Annotated in this window: 13 protein-coding genes and 4 pseudogenes; 3 read left to right on the forward strand and 14 right to left on the reverse strand. The window is 40.2% G+C overall.

The window, feature by feature from the left end; translation table 11 throughout:
* Positions 1 to 6: 6 nt before the first annotated feature.
* Together AC0KTX_RS06580 and AC0KTX_RS06585 are read right to left on the reverse strand one after the other, a co-directional pair.
* Complete coding sequence (locus AC0KTX_RS06580) at positions 7 to 1,227, reverse strand: Ger(x)C family spore germination protein (protein WP_474251429.1); 1,221 nt, start codon at positions 1,225 to 1,227, stop codon at positions 7 to 9.
* Complete coding sequence (locus tag AC0KTX_RS06585; RefSeq protein ID WP_474251430.1) at positions 1,217 to 2,824, reverse strand: spore germination protein; 1,608 nt, start codon at positions 2,822 to 2,824, stop codon at positions 1,217 to 1,219. The genes AC0KTX_RS06580 and AC0KTX_RS06585 overlap by 11 nt, the downstream gene beginning before the upstream one ends.
* 106 nt (positions 2,825 to 2,930) lie before the next feature.
* On the opposite strand from AC0KTX_RS06585, the gene AC0KTX_RS06590 reads away from it, so the two are divergent.
* Positions 2,931 to 3,197: a YczF family membrane protein gene (locus AC0KTX_RS06590; protein ID WP_474251431.1), complete on the forward strand. Its 267-nt coding sequence runs from the start codon at positions 2,931 to 2,933 to the stop codon at positions 3,195 to 3,197.
* Here the strand turns inward: AC0KTX_RS06590 and AC0KTX_RS06595 are convergent.
* The 9 genes and pseudogenes from AC0KTX_RS06595 to AC0KTX_RS06635 all read right to left on the reverse strand — a co-directional run.
* Positions 3,194 to 3,455: pseudogene (locus AC0KTX_RS06595) on the reverse strand (rhamnogalacturonan lyase family protein); the annotation flags it as partial. The gene AC0KTX_RS06590 and the pseudogene AC0KTX_RS06595 sit on opposite strands and share 4 nt — an antisense overlap.
* A gap of 249 nt (positions 3,456 to 3,704) precedes the next feature.
* Complete coding sequence (locus AC0KTX_RS06600; RefSeq protein WP_474251432.1) at positions 3,705 to 3,848, reverse strand: hypothetical protein; 144 nt, start codon at positions 3,846 to 3,848, stop codon at positions 3,705 to 3,707.
* A gap of 318 nt (positions 3,849 to 4,166) precedes the next feature.
* Positions 4,167 to 5,156, reverse strand: coding sequence for a sugar kinase (locus AC0KTX_RS06605; protein ID WP_474251433.1), 990 nt, complete (start codon positions 5,154 to 5,156; stop codon positions 4,167 to 4,169).
* Positions 5,153 to 5,806 carry a bifunctional 4-hydroxy-2-oxoglutarate aldolase/2-dehydro-3-deoxy-phosphogluconate aldolase gene (locus AC0KTX_RS06610; RefSeq protein WP_474251434.1) on the reverse strand — a complete coding sequence of 218 codons (654 nt, stop codon included), beginning with the start codon at positions 5,804 to 5,806 and terminating at the stop codon, positions 5,153 to 5,155. Before AC0KTX_RS06610 ends, AC0KTX_RS06605 begins: the two co-directional genes overlap by 4 nt.
* 33 nt (positions 5,807 to 5,839) lie before the next feature.
* Entirely contained in the window at positions 5,840 to 7,330 is a 1,491-nt protein-coding gene (locus AC0KTX_RS06615) for a UxaA family hydrolase (RefSeq protein WP_474251435.1), read from the reverse strand.
* Positions 7,327 to 8,793 (reverse strand): tagaturonate reductase, encoded by a 1,467-nt coding sequence (locus tag AC0KTX_RS06620; RefSeq protein ID WP_474251436.1) that lies wholly within the window; start codon positions 8,791 to 8,793, stop codon positions 7,327 to 7,329. Before AC0KTX_RS06620 ends, AC0KTX_RS06615 begins: the two co-directional genes overlap by 4 nt.
* A gap of 33 nt (positions 8,794 to 8,826) precedes the next feature.
* Positions 8,827 to 9,818, reverse strand: a pseudogene (locus AC0KTX_RS06625) (LacI family DNA-binding transcriptional regulator).
* 180 nt (positions 9,819 to 9,998) lie between these two features.
* Positions 9,999 to 10,421, reverse strand: a pseudogene (locus AC0KTX_RS06630) (MFS transporter); the annotation flags it as partial.
* A gap of 76 nt (positions 10,422 to 10,497) precedes the next feature.
* Complete coding sequence (locus tag AC0KTX_RS06635) at positions 10,498 to 10,815, reverse strand: helix-turn-helix domain-containing protein (RefSeq protein ID WP_474251437.1); 318 nt, start codon at positions 10,813 to 10,815, stop codon at positions 10,498 to 10,500.
* Positions 10,816 to 10,957: 142 nt separating this feature from the next.
* Here AC0KTX_RS06635 and AC0KTX_RS06640 point away from each other — a divergent pair, with 142 nt between their 5' ends.
* Both AC0KTX_RS06640 and AC0KTX_RS06645 read left to right on the forward strand, forming a co-directional pair.
* Complete coding sequence (locus AC0KTX_RS06640; RefSeq protein WP_474251438.1) at positions 10,958 to 11,236, forward strand: hypothetical protein; 279 nt, start codon at positions 10,958 to 10,960, stop codon at positions 11,234 to 11,236.
* Positions 11,237 to 11,276: 40 nt separating this feature from the next.
* A complete protein-coding gene (locus AC0KTX_RS06645; protein WP_474251439.1) occupies positions 11,277 to 11,696 on the forward strand; it encodes a hypothetical protein in 420 nt (139 codons plus the stop codon).
* On the opposite strand, the gene AC0KTX_RS06650 is transcribed toward AC0KTX_RS06645, so the two are convergent.
* The 3 genes and pseudogenes from AC0KTX_RS06650 to AC0KTX_RS06660 form a co-directional block, all read right to left on the reverse strand.
* Entirely contained in the window at positions 11,682 to 13,058 is a 1,377-nt protein-coding gene (locus tag AC0KTX_RS06650) for a methyl-accepting chemotaxis protein (RefSeq protein ID WP_474251440.1), read from the reverse strand. The genes AC0KTX_RS06645 and AC0KTX_RS06650 overlap by 15 nt on opposite strands.
* 261 nt (positions 13,059 to 13,319) lie before the next feature.
* Positions 13,320 to 14,149, reverse strand: a pseudogene (locus AC0KTX_RS06655) (pirin family protein).
* A gap of 11 nt (positions 14,150 to 14,160) precedes the next feature.
* Positions 14,161 to 15,129 carry an MBL fold metallo-hydrolase gene (locus tag AC0KTX_RS06660; RefSeq protein WP_474251443.1) on the reverse strand — a complete coding sequence of 323 codons (969 nt, stop codon included), beginning with the start codon at positions 15,127 to 15,129 and terminating at the stop codon, positions 14,161 to 14,163.
* Positions 15,130 to 15,254 lie beyond the last annotated feature (125 nt).

Here is a 15,254-nt window from a genome sequence, read left to right on the forward strand (position 1 = left end):
AGACTTTTAGGAATCCATCTCCGTCATATGAGATTTGTTTTTGTATCCTGTCTGCCTGATAAAAACATTAACGCCCACTTTTGTCTGCACTTCCGGAAAATAAACATCGTTCCACTTATGTTCCATTTTTTTCCATTTGTTAGGATATGAGCGGTACAACAGCTCACCGAATCCAAAAACATCCGTTTTATCCTTTTTTGCCTTGTTGATGGCAGCGTATATTTCCTTCTGAATCTTTTTCTCAATCTTTTTTTCAAGTTTCACTAAAACTTTCGGATTGGAGAGGTCAATCGGCACATTCGCCTCTGAAATTCTTCCTTCTATTTCAATTTGGATGGCGACCGCAGGCCGATTGTTTTGGAATTTTGCTGAAACATCCGTATTCGAACGTATCGATTGATAAGCAATAACATTTTTTTTGCCTTTCCAGTCAAGATTTACATTAAAGATTTTCGTTTTTTTAAGGATGATGGAAACCCCCCTGCATGTTTTGCCTGATATCCAATCCACCAGTTTCCCGTTTTTAAATAAAGCCATCCCGTCCACTTCTATTAGCGATTCCGGTTCAGTTTTCTGCAATGTATTCATCTTTTGCCCCTTTTCTTTGCTTCCAATGAGCTCAACTCCGCTGATTAATGGCTCCTTGCCGCGAGACATCAGATCATCAATGACATCCTTCAAATTTACTTTTATATTTTCACCTGAAGATTCTTCAGTGATTTCCAAAGATTTTACGATTTTCCGCCCTGAGTTTTTATCAATGGGCGTCAACGTTTTAATAAAATCCTCTGCTTTTGAACCTTTCGCAATGACAACGATCATCGTGGAACGGTATTGATTGTCCCGTTCAAACGCGTCCAAAATATGATCCAATCCATCTTCCCTTGCAATTTTCTCGCCAATAATCAGCAGTTGGGTATGGGAAAAATACAATCTTCGCGACACCTTTTTAGAAATTTTTTGATTGATTTCCGATACATTATTTCCCTTTGCTGAATAAACGGTGATGGGCGGACCTTGTCCGCCGCCTTTTGCTTGCTCGCCGCTGGAAATGTTCTCCGGATCGACGATTTGAAATGATTGAACATATTTCCCATCCTCCGATTTATCCAATCCAGTTGCGGTGACAATCGCGATATCTGTTAATTCCCTTTGACTGTAGCAACCCGAAACAACGGCAATCGTTAATAATATAATTGGCAAAAAAAAGAAGAGTTTAAGATTCATCCTTTCTCCCCCCTTCTGTCTTATCATTTCGGATGGAGCGGGTTTTCGGAGGGCCGGGTCTGAGATGTTCCCCTTCGCGAATATTGTTTTCCCCGACAATTAATCTCGGTCTTTCCTTGAGAGACCACAATGGCAGCCGCACTAATGTATCCCCAGCATTTTTTGGTACGAAAGGAGCCAGCGGTTCCAAATAAGGTATGCCAAATGAACGGAGGCTGCACAAATGTGCTGCTAAGATCACCATTCCGAGAAAAATACCATAGAACCCGAACGATGATGCGGTAATCATGAATATAAATCGAATCAACCTTGCGGAGATGGCAATTGAATAAGAAGGAGTGGCAAAACTTGCAATGGCCGTGATTGAAACAATAATGATAATCGCAGGAGAAACGATGCCGGCTTGAACAGCCGCCTGCCCAATCACTAATGCGCCAACGATCGAAACGGTTTGTCCTACCGGTCTTGGGAGCCTGATCCCTGCTTCACGCAATATTTCGAAAGCAACCTCCATTAAAAACGCTTCAACAAAAACCGGAAATGGCACCGCTTCCCGCTGTGCGGCAAGAACGATTAAAAGCTGCGTTGGAATCATCTCCTGATGGAAGGTGGTAATCGCAATATAAAAGGCCGGAACGATAATTGACAAGAGGAAAACCAAAACCCGCAAAAATCTTAACGCTGATGAAATATCAAACCGGGCATAATAATCGTCAACAGCTTGAAAAAACTGAATAAAGACGGCCGGAACAAGCAAAACAAACGGAGTTCCATCTACGAAAATGGCAACCCTTCCTTCAAGCAAATTGCCGGCCACTACGTCCGGCCTTTCCGCATGGTAAACGGTTGGAAAAGGGGTCCATGTTTGATCTTCTATCAGCTGTTCGATATAACCTGTTTCCAAGATGCTGTCAATGTTAATTCGCTTTAACCGCCTCCGGACTTCTTCGACAATTTCATCCTTGGCAATTCCCTTTATATACATGATTGCGACATCTGTCTTGGTTGTACGGCCGATTTTGAACGTCTCAAGCCAAAGATCAGGATTCTGTATACGCTTGCGAACCATTGCAGTATTCGTTCTGATTGATTCAATAAATCCATCCCGAGCCCCTCGGATGGAAACTTGTGTGATGGGCTCTTCGATCGAACGCTTTTCCCCACCTGCAGTATTGGCAATTATTGCTTGATCAATGCCGTCGACAAAGATGATCGTATTTCCGGACATTAAAGAGGCAAGGATGTCTTCCCAATTTTCGGATTGTTTGACGGAGCCCATTGAGGAAACTTCATCTTTTATCTTATTAAGTGTATCTTGGAGAATGGATTGATCGTAAAATTTGCGCTTATTATAGATCGTTGAAATTAAATATTGGTCGATCTTTTTATCATCGGCAATCCCTTCGACATAAACGATCGTTAATTGGAGAGCCAATTTGTGTCCGATTTTTATTGATCGAAAAATAACATCCGTACTGTTTCCGATCCTTTTTTTCAAATAATCCATATTGACCGCTAACGATTTGTTTAGATGATGAGGCTTCCGTTGATCGTTTTGTATCTGTTGTTGATTATGATTATTCGGAGAAAATGTCATTATCTTCATCCCAGCTTTTTTTCTTATTTTTTTCTTTAAAAGGGAAATGTATGTATATTTTAAAAAGAACAAAAAAGGGGAACATAAAAATGGAGGGTGAAATTGGATGAAAAATCTTGGAATGACCATCCTGCTTTTTATTATTTTAACGTCTTTAATCCAATGCTTATACATTTTATCCGGTTCTAATTTGCGAAATTCTTTGCATAACATTGCGAATCCCTTTCGTGTCATGGATGGCTACGAACGGGTTGTTCTGTTTGTTTTTATCCTTTTGATCATATTGGATACCATCATTCCATATGGGAAAAAGATTTGGAATCAAAACAGCAGAAAAAAAAGAGTGTCAAATGTGCAGAAACCCAAAAATTAAGGACGGATTTTCTTTTCAACCAATGAATACCGGGCAAAGGCGGTTTTTTTCATTCCATGACAGAAAAAACTTGAATGCGGAGGTTGATTTGTCGGCAACATTTTGCCACGTGACTGACAATCTGTAAACGAGATCGTGCATCATTGTCTAAATGCGGTGATATCAGTGGTGCGGAGGGCGTGGCTGTCGTCAGTCCTCGAAATCACCTCTTCGCGCCAGTCGCAAAAGATTTGCCTGCAGGTACGGATTTTCTTTCGTAAATTGTTCGACTTGTCTATCAAAGCGGATTACATTGACAAACTTCTCCTTAGTATTTTTAACATTCTCCTTTTTGATTATTTTTTATTTAAAGTAGATTAAATGATTGTTTTGTTTTGGTTTCATTAGTATTTCTGACAGATCTGCAATACACTTTTTTGCAAATATAAAAAAGATCTCGCAGACCCTAAGAGCGCCCATTGACAGCTGCGAAGACAATTGGTAAACCAAACTGGGCAAACTGCTCCTTCATAGATTCGTCCATTTTTTCTCTGTAATGATATCATCAATATGATCAATTGAGGCAAATTGAAGCAAGGCTGTTTTCCTAAATTTTGTTGAATCCGCAAGCAATGTTACATGTTCGGCACATTGAATGGCTCTTTCTTCCAATCAGCATGCAAACTGTTAAAAACGCTTCATCCATGTTTGGCATCAATCGCTTTTGTCCCGAGAAATAAACGGTTTACCCACATATTTTTCAACATCTCTGTAGCTTGTGAACCAATTAATGCAGAGGCGATGTCGTCTTTTGTGAAAGCGGCTTTGGCTATCATTGCATTTCTTGAATGACTGATAACCTTTCTTTTCCCTCTCTTTTGGCTCCGCTTTCACTTTCATCAATTTTTCTTCCCCATTCCCTGCCTCGATCGTCATTAACACGGACAAAAAGAGGGCAAAAGAAAAACTTTCGCCCTCTATCGTAAATCTTTACCTTGTGAATTGTTCTTTTCCCGCCAAAAGGTGCTCAACTTCTTCAAGAGAAGGAAGCCCTTCCCAATCCCCTTTAAATTGCGTCGCTAGTGCGCCAAGCAAATTGGCGCGCTGTAAAGCGTCTTGTATTGTTGCTGTTAAAGTTGCTTCATCCAACGGATTTTTTTCATTTAAAAGCGCTGACAAAAGTCCTGCCGCAAATGCATCGCCTGCGCCTACCGTATCAACCACTACTTCAACCGGTGTTGACGGCACCATTACCGTTTGCTTTCCGAAAAATGCGGCTGATCCTTTCGCCCCGAGCTTGATCACCACTAACTTCGGCCCCATCTTTAAAAACTCTGCCGAGCAGCGAGAATAATCTTGAATCCCGAGCAAAAACTCCGCTTCTTCAATTCCCGGCAAAAAAATGTCGCACAATGGTATTAAAGAAGTTAAGACAGCCCTTGCTTTTTCTTCACTCCACAATTTACGGCGCAAATTCGGATCAAATGAAACGGTCAGCCCTTTTTCCTTTGCCAGTTTCATAACTTCCTGCATAAATTCAGCCGTATGATCGCCTAAGGCGGGAGTAATGCCCGTTACATGCAAATGTCTGGCATTTTCAAACCATTCCGGTTTTATATCTTTGACGGAAAACCTGCTTGCTGCGGAAAAATGCCGATAATAATACACATTCGGATCGCCATACCCTTTAAATTCTTTAAAGTAAATGCCAGTGGGTGCGCTATCATCTTGAATGACATGCGATACATCGATCCCTTCTCCGGCTAAAGTGGAAAGAATCATCTTTCCGAACGGATCCGCGCCAACGCGGCTGATCCATCTAACTTTTTTCCCTAATCTTGTTAACCCGATCGCAACATTTGATTCCGCTCCGGCGATCGATTTTGAAAACAGATGGGAATAAGTTAAAGAACCTTCCGTCATCGGCTGAAACAATATCATGCTTTCTCCGAGCGTCACGACATCAACTTGAGCGGTCATTGTGCGACCGCTCCTTTCGCACGCTCGACAAACATTTGCGCCCGTTTTTTCAACTCCTCAAAATTCTTTTGTTCCACAAGCTGTTTATCGACCAAGTTCCCGCCGAGGCCTACCGCAATGGCGCCGTTTTTTAAGAAATCAGAAATATTTTCCAAATTCACGCCTCCTGTTGCAATCAACTCAATTTGGTTGAGCGGTGCCTTCACTTCTTTAATATACTTGGCTCCTAGCGTTCCGATCGGAAATACTTTCACCGCTTTTGCCCCTAATTGATAGGCTTTATATATTTCCGACGGTGTCATCGTTCCAGGCCATACCTCGACATTTTGTTCCACACAATAGCGGATAACCTGTTCGTCTAAATTGGGAGAAATAATATACTCGGCTCCAGCAAGAATCGCCTCTTTTGCCATTTCGACATTCAGTACAGTCCCTGCCCCAATTTCCAGGCGTCCCGCAAATTTTTCTGTTAAATTGCCGATCGCCCTTAAAGCGCCTTCTGTGTTCATTGTCACTTCCAAAAATTTTATGCCGCCGTCAGCCAGCGCTTGAGCAATCGGTTCGATCGTCTCCTCCTGAACCCCGCGGATGATGGCAATGATTTTTTCTTCTTTTAACAATGAAAGTAAACGTGATTCCAATGTGTGCACCCCCGACAATTCTAGTATTTGTTGGCTATTGAATTATAGAGTCACGCCTGTTTTCCATATGGCGATTTCGCGAAAATGATTTTTTTCGTTGTTTACTTCTACTCCATTTGCCACGCTGATGATATATGAGATGAACTCTTGGAGAACATCCTCCCAAGCGGCTCCCTCTACTAAAGTTCCAGCATTAAAATCAATCCAGTGGGGTTTCGACGCATATAACGCCGTGTTTGTGGACACTTTGACAGTTGGAACAAAAGTGCCGAACGGAGTCCCTCTGCCTGTAGTAAACAAAACCATCTGGCAGCCCGCTGCAGCTAAAGCCGTTGAAGCGACAAGATCATTACCCGGAGCGCTTAAAAGATTTAACCCTTTTGTTCGTAAGCGTTCTCCGTATTTCAAGACATCCACAACCGCTGACGTGCCGGCTTTTTGTGTACAGCCAAGCGACTTGTCTTCCAATGTTGTAATTCCCCCTGCTTTGTTCCCAGGGGAAGGGTTTTCATAAATCGGTTGGTTGTGCTCCAGAAAATATTGTTTAAAACCGTTGATCAGATCGACTATTTTATCAAACACTTCTTTGCTTGCAGCTCTTTCCATCAACAATGTTTCAGCTCCGAACATTTCCGGCACCTCAGTTAAAACGGTAGCTCCCCCTTGCGCTACTAAAAAGTCTGAAAACCGGCCAAGAAGAGGATTAGCCGTAATGCCGGAAAAACCGTCCGACCCGCCGCATTTCAAACCGATATGTAATTCCGACAACGGAAAGGATTCCCGCTTGTCATGCCGAGCCGATTCGTATAATTCCATCAGCAGCTTGACGCCTGCTTCCACTTCGTTGTCAACTTCCTGGCAATTCAAAAATTTCATCCGTGCTTCGTCTACAGCCCCAAGCGCCTCTTTTAATTCACTTAAACGGTTGTTCTCGCAGCCGAGTCCTAAAACCAATACTCCCCCCGCATTCGGATGTTCAATAATGGAGCTTAAAATGTCTCTTGTATGCAAATGATCGTCCCCTAGTTGTGAACAGCCGTATTGATGTTTCAACACTAGCGTATGATCAAATGGAGAAAAGTTTTCAATTTTATCCAAAAATTGCTGGATCATTTGTTCTGCGATCCCATTCACACATCCGACGGTTGGCACAATCCATAGACCGTTGCGAATGCCAACACTTCCATTTTTTCTTCTAAAACCTTGAAAAGTCAAGTTTTTTTTGGATAACTTTAACGGAAATAGTCGTTGCTTAAAGCAATAGTTTTGGACGCCTTGCAAATTCGTTTTAGTATTATGCACATGCACCCATCCGCCCTCCGGAATAGGTTCGATCGCATGGCCGATCGGAAATCCATATTTGATAATATGTTCACCCTTGCTTATCGGCTTGATTGCGATTTTATGCCCTTTTGGAATATCCTGTTTGACGGTGACTTTTTTTTCATATACCTTGATGATTTCATTAAGACTCAAATCGCGAAGCGCAACAGCAACATTGTCTTTCTCATTAATGATGATATATTCCTTCACTCGCTCTCCCCCTTTTTTGTCACACGTTTGACTGCTGATTCCATCCCCTCATGTTCAATTGCCGTTAAAAAAGATGCGGCAAGATCCGCCAAGCCAGGAATGACATTCAAATCCATTTGCCAAATCTTTTTGGCAGCCAATACATGTTTGACAATGAAAGCAAGGCTTGTATCGGATCCATCATATCGGCGCCATAATGAAGAAAATAGCTCTATCGCTTCTTCATCATCGTTCAATGGAATGGCTTCATTCCCTTTTTCGCCTTTATAGTAGGAAATCAACGAACTGAGGGCAAACACTAAACAGTTCGGCAATGTTCCAAAACGTTCAAAATAGTCTAAGATTGCAGGCAAATTTCTCGTCTTAAATTTTGACAGGGCATTTAATGAAATGCTTGTTAAATGATGATGAATAAACGGGTTTTCAAAACGTTCCAACACCGACCTTGCATATGTTTTTGCCTCTTCCTCGGGCAAATCCAATGTTGGAACAATCTCTCCAAATATAAGTTTGTCAATATATTCTTTAATCAATTGATCTCTTACCGCTTCACCGACTGTCCGGCAACCATGCAAATAGGCGACTGCCGCTATCGCCGTATGAACGCCGTTTAAAATTCTTACCATTAATGTTCGATAAGGTGTCATATCATCGACCAGAAGGACGTTTAATCCAGCTTTTTCAAAAGGGAGCTCCTCCCTTAATGATGCCGGGCCTTCGATCACCCATAAATAATACGGCTCCGCCATTACGAGAAGCTGATCGTGATAGCCTAATTTTGCCGTCATTTCGCTGAACTTTTCTTGCGGAAATCCGGGAACAATGCGATCAACCAAGCTGGAGCAAAATGTGTTGGCGTCATAGATCCACCGGACAAATCCATTTTCCAAATGCCAGCTTTTTGCATATCGCAGGACAGTTTGTTTCAACACTTCGCCGTTTCGTTCAATCAACTCGCAAGGAATGATCACCAGCCCTTTGCTGTCGTCCCCCTGAAACGCTTTATACCGTTCATATAAAAAAACGGTCAATTTTCCAGGGAATGTTTTGGGCGGCTGATTGCCCAATGCCTCCTTTTCAAAACGGATTCCCGCTTCCGTTGTATTGGAAACAACAAACCGCAGTGAAGGAGTTTGCGCCGTTTGTAAAAATTCTTGGTAACTTTCAGATATTGCGATCCCCCTTTGAACACACGTGACAACCGACTGTTTTTCAATGACACGCCCATTTTCACAGCCTTGAATGCAAACGGTAAATAAACCGTCCTGTTCATTTAATTTATCAACTGTTCCGCTTCCGGTTGACTGTGTAATGACAACACTGCCATGAAAATCCGCCTTTTGATTCATTTGATCAATTTGCCAATCAACAAAAGCACGTAAAAAATTTCCGCTCCCGAATTGCAGCACTTTTTCGGGATATTTCTTATAATCAGGAATCAATTGTTTCCTTAACATTTTCATTGCCTATCCACCCTTTTTATGTTAACGTGAACATTATGAACAAAGCTTTCGGACTGATCCTCTTATGGTCAGTTTCGTCGGAACGAAAATGGTTTCTGTTCCTGCATCCGGGTTGTCAATGCAAGAAAGCAGTTTTTCAGCTCCCCTTTTGCTGATCGTTTCGATTGGCCGTTTAACAGTCGTCAAAGGAGGAAACGTATATTGCGCCAATTCAATATCGTCAAATCCTACAACGGAAATGTCCTTAGGGACAGACAAGCCCGCTTCAAACACGGCATGCATCGCTCCAATCGCCATATCATCATTCGAACAAAAAACCGCAGTCGGCGGTTCTTTTAATGAAAGCAATTGCTTCATGGCATTGTAACCGCTTTTGACATCATACTCCCCCTTGATGAAATACTCGCCATGAATCGGCAGCTGATGATCAAGCAACGCTTGGATGTAACCTTCTTTTCTTTCAACCGTTGATTGAAAACCTTCCTTCCCTTCAATGATCGCGATCCGCTTATGGCCATTTTCAACAAGGTGGAGAACTCCCTGATAGGCCCCTTCTTTATCATTGGCTAAAATATTTGTAAACCTTTCATCCCTGATTTTCCTATTTAATACAACAAGCGGAATTTGTTTTTCCAAAACATGATAAATAAACGCATTGTCTCGATCGCTCTGGCTCATGAAAATAATTCCATCATATCTTTTCGGATGGATTGTTGTATAATCATGAAAATCATCGATACCCCGAACTAACAAATGATAGTTTTCGCTTATGACTTCATTTACCCCTTTGATTGTATCTATAAAAAAACTTGAGGATGTTCCCGCCTTAATGCTCGTAAAAAAAAGACCGATCGTATAAGATTTTTGCATAACAAGGCTTTTCGCGCTGTAATTCGGTATGTAGTTCAACTCTGAAGCGATCGTTAAAATTCTTCCTCCTTAATCAGCGGACTGTTGTTCAAAGCGCGAGATACAGTCGTATGAGATACATTTGCCAATCTTGCTATATCTTTGATTGTTACCAATTTTAAGCAACCTCTTTCTCAAATTTTTGTAATCTTATGATAAAATATAGCACGATCTGGATTGTCTCACAAATAAATTTTGACTGTATCTCAATTAAAGAATTTAACTTAATTCTTTAATTAAAACTTATGTTTAAAAGCTATTATCGGTTTAAAGAGCTACGCCTCTTTTCATCTCGGTTATAACATAGAGCCATGTCTCTCTTTTAGCTCTTGGACAATCATAGCGTGTTTTTCATCTGTCAATTTATACAAAAAACCTATAACAAGCGACGCTAACAATAAAGCGATAGCAGGATATAATGTTAGGATTCCTTTTATTCCAATTAAAGTACTATGCTTCTGAACCGCATTAGGTACATACCCAACCAAACTTAAACCGATACCAGATAAAAAACCGGAAAGAGCTTGTGCTAGTTTTCGCGAAAAATTAAACAAGGAATAAGTAGTAGCTTCTTTTCTTTCTCCTGATTTCCATTCTCCATAATCGATAATATCAGATACAAACGCCCAAGTAATACCATTAGGAATACTAATACCGATAAAAGCAACAGTGGCTAAAAAAGTAAAAATGTATACGTTAGAAGGCATGAAGAAATTCATTGAGTGTACCAAAAGAATAACGGAACGGAATATATGTTCGCAAAAAGAGGGGATAGAGGATACAGAGGCCGGCGGATTATTTTTGAAATGAAGATAAAAACATATATAATGCTTTTTTTTGGTCATCATTTAAAGAGGATAAAAGTTGTTCCACTTGGTCATCCAACAACGATTGATCGGAGTGTTCGATCGCTTTAAAAAAGCTTTCCATTGGAATGTTAAATCGTTTGCAAAATTTTTCTATTAAACTGACCGGTATTTCTTGCTCCCCATTCTCAATCCGGGAAAGTCGAGGCTGGGAGATTTCCAATTCTTCTGCTAATTGCACCATTGAAATGTTATATTTTTTTCTTACTTCTCTTATTTGTTCGCCAATGCGTTTATTAATCTCCATCTTTTGCACATTCCCCATTATCACCATTTTCGATTTCAACTATAGTTTATCGTTTTCTCATTTTACATTCAATTGGTTTTGTATTAATATATAAATGAATATTTTTTATTCATTTTTGTCAAAGGGGATGGGTGAGAGCACCATGAATTTTGAGCAGGCATTTAACGAATTTGCCTATAATCGTATAGAACAAGCGATCTTGAGTCGGAAAAACAAAAAGTTGAACGCACTCTATCAAGAGCTGGATCAAAAACTGGACAAACTTGGAATCGATCAACATGATCTGGATGATGTAAAAAGAACGATTTTTTGTCTAATAGATTCACAAAATTTATTAATCTATCGGCAAGCACTAGCTGATGCTATTTCCTTCTTAATTCAAATCGACGACACAAAACAGAAGCTCGGAATTCATGATTAACCGATAACCAGTTCAGATAGCTTGAGGAGGAGCAGGCAGAATGGTAAAACAATCACGAATGACTTCTGCTTTTTTTCCCGATGAATATGTATGTTTGCCCATCTTTATTTTTGACGAAAAATATTTACCTTATCATTACGACTCCATCATCGCACAAATTTTGTCGGGAAAAACGAAAATCCGCTATTTTAAAGTGCCTGAACAAGTATTTCGCGATTATTCAAAAGGTTTTCTTTTCGAAGAGAGCGTCTGGATTTTATTAACATGCTATTATTTATTACATAACAAGAAACAAAACTCATTTCGGACAGAAGAAATTATTCAGACATTAAAAAAAGCATGGAGAATTGAAGAATCCATGCCTTCGTTTTTAAATATTTTCCATTCTTATCTTTGTCATTTGGAAAAACACGGTTGGGTTCAAATCAATCATAACACGATTATCTTACAGCATTGCTAAATCCACTCCAATAATGCCGACCATTTGTCCGCTGTTTAGAATCGGAAGCGAGATCGTGATGCACGGCCGTTTTGTGACAGCAGAAGTGTATATGTCTGAAATAAACACTTTATTTTGGCTGGCTTCCTTAAACCATGTGCGCGCTTTTGCATTAATAAGCCCTGCCGGCGGATTCGAATAAATAAACGTCCCATCCAAACGATTGGACCAAACCGCCTCAATGCGTTCGTTTTGCTGCAAAAATTTATCCAACACGTTTTTATGGACGGTTTCATCTAATTGATGCAACGGCGCTTCTTCAAGCAGCGTGAAAATTTTTTGTTTCATCTCTTCCATTGCTTCAAGATCCATCTCAATGATTGGCCGGCGTTGATCTTTATGAATCATCTTTTGCAATTCTTTGGCGGTTTTGTCTAACGCTTTGCTAATTTCAAGCATCTCTTCTATATTTTGATGTTGTTTGTCCATATCTTCTTGAACCGTTAAGGCATGCGTTTTATTTTCAGCCGCCATATTTGCAATTTGTTCCAACAGTTTTCTGATTTCCTGCACATTTTCTGATTGTATTTCCACCGCTTCTCTTGAATGGGAGACCATTGACGTTATCTCGCTTAATTTGTCTTGATAGGTGTGAAGGGTATCAATCAAACATAATAATTCTTCAGAGCTTTTTTGGATTTGATCGCTTTCCGATTTTACCATTGTTGTTGATAAATCGATTTCTGTTTGAATCGAAGATAAAATGTTGTGTGTTTCATCAACGGCAGCGGATGTTTGGTTTGCTAAATGTCCGATTTCATTTGCAACGACGGCGAAACTTTTTCCATGTATTCCAGCTCTCGCTGATTCAATATTTGCATTCAAGGCAAGAATTTTTGTTTTTTGCGAAATTGCCCCGATGGTCGAAAGAATTTGATTCATTTGTTTTGAAAAGGTGACGAGCCTGTTCATTTGCTCTAGAAGCTGCAAATGGCCTTCCAACACTGCTTGTGAATTTTCTTGAATGTTTTTTAACTGTGTTTGAGATTGTGCAAGTTCCTCGAAAAATAATACACTTGAAGAATGAATTTCTTGGGAGGAAGACGTAATTTTCATCGCAGCTTCTTCAATTTTGCGCATTTTATCCGATACATTTTCCGTATGCGCCGCCGTATGGTCAATGTGTTCCAACAATTGAAGAGTGCTTTTTTTGCTGGATGAAGACACGTCTTGAAGCGATTCTGCAGTTAAACTCATCTGTTCAATAACACCTTGAAGTTGATCTGAAGCGACTTCCAATTCAGCCTCAAATCTTCGATCATGACGCTTCTGATTTTCAGATTCATGCTCCCATTCTTGTTTCCGTTTTTTTAAAAAAAGCATGTGCATCACCTATTTAAGAGATTATTCTTTATTATTGTACAAAATCTGCCATGCTCAAAGTTGTATATTGTCAGAAAATATAACATGAAATTTAAAGGGATTGACATTAATCACTTCATCACTAGTTTTTCGACAAAAGGAGCTATTTTCCTCGTTTATCTATTATTTTTGGCGAATTTTGCGCTTTCCCGAGAAATAATCAAGTCATTCCCCGAAAAAAACTCCCATCTGAGCAAACAGCAGATGAGAGAAGCCGTTCTCTTACTCATCAAATTTTCCGGAATGATAATCAAGGACCGCCTGCCTGATTTCTTCTTTTGTATTCATAACAGATGGATCATAAACTTCCACAGGTTCATTGACAGGCTCTCCCGCATAAAGGAGCACCCGCAGGTTTTCAGATGCTTTGATTGAAATGTGGCTTTCTTCTCCCGAAACTCCTTTTGTTAAAAACTATACTTGTCCTTTTTTTGCCTTCTCTCTTAGAAGCTCCGCACAGACCGCTTCCTTCTAAAATATATAGGAACCCATTGTAGCTTCCCGGAAGATCTTGTTCAACCTCTGCTCCAAGGTTCAAGAATCATCTCAACCATTGTATCAGGTACATGATTTTTGGTCGGCGCCTTAATGCCCTTGGATGATCCCGAGAAAATCCGAATGGCCGCCCCTTTTTCTTTTCGAACCGGAACGTCTGAACTTTTCAAATTTTGGTAGCGGGGGCTCCGTCATTTTTTGCGAACTTAGCAAATTCACCCATAACTGCAAGCTATGTACTGTAGTTCCCGATGCAGGGTCTTCTTTATGAATTACTCCATTGCCCGCTTGTCATCCATTGACATCCCCAGTCTCCAGTTTCCCGTAGCCTGCCTTGTTATCAAAATGTTCCAAAATGCCGTCAATGACATAAGTAACCGTTTCAATGCCCTTATGAGGATGATGGCCTAACGTTCCTTTTTGAAAGATGTCTTCCACTAGCAGCAAAAATGGATCATATTCCTGCCAATTGCCGGGCTCCAGTACAAATCCGTTCGTATGGATCGGGCAGTTTTTTGAAGCTCAACCGTTTTTACGCGGCGAATATCTCTTTCCATAGCTGCCTCCCCTATTTTAATGAAGAAGATTTTTGCAAATAATCGATAATGCCTTGGGAACAAATCATTAAATCTAGTTTCAAGTATTTATGAACTGCATGCTCGGCCGAAATCCCTTTTTCGCTCAAATAATCGCAAACCGTTTTATACAAAAGATCATATAACTGCTTAGACTTTTCTTCAAACGGTTTGCTCTCGTTTTGAAGGATAATTTGTCTGCCGTTGTCAACGAACAGATCCAGCCAATATTTTACATGATTGAAAACAACCTCTGGATGTTCACTCATGCCGTAATGCCCAAAAAAGATGTGCGATATATTCAATTCTTCTATTCGTTTTAAAGAGTCAAGCATTTTATTTGGATCAAACTGATTTGGGGAGGTAGACGGCAAATAGAATTCCAAGCCGGAATCCAAGAGTTTCGTATAAAAAACTCCGATCGTGTCGCCAGTAAACATGCCGTTGCTTACAGGATCGAAAATAGAAAAATGATGATTTGCATGTCCAGGTGTATGATAAAACGTTAAAATGCGATTTTCGCCAATTTTTAATGTGTCCAAATGTTCTTTCACAATCAACCGTTCTTCCGGTACAGGCAAAATCGGATCAAATAATTGGTTGAATTTTTGTTCCCCATAAACTGTTTTTGCACTTTCAATTAACCTGGATGGATCTGCCAAATGGCGTTTGCCTTTCGGATGAACAAACACTTTTGCTTGCGGACAATGTTCAAGCAGCAATCCGACACCGCCGGCATGATCTAAGTGAATATGGGTAACGATGATATTTTTTACGGTTTTCGGATCAACCCCCAGCTCCTTTAATCCATTTAATAAATAAGGTATAGAAGGACTGGCGCTCGTTTCGATAATCGTTATGTCTTCTTCAAGGAAGACATAAGATCCCGTCCGCTGATCCAAACCGACATCATAGAGATCAATTAAAGCAATATCATATCCTAACTTTTCGACTTTCACAATATTTTTCCTCCCTCTATAAATGTCGATATATCAACGGTTGTAGCCGTTTCAGGGGTGTCAAAAAAATATTTTTCGACAAAGTTTCTAACATTATTTCTTAAATATGTGTATATCTTACATTGACG

The organism is Aeribacillus sp. JST-2, assembly GCF_056032925.1.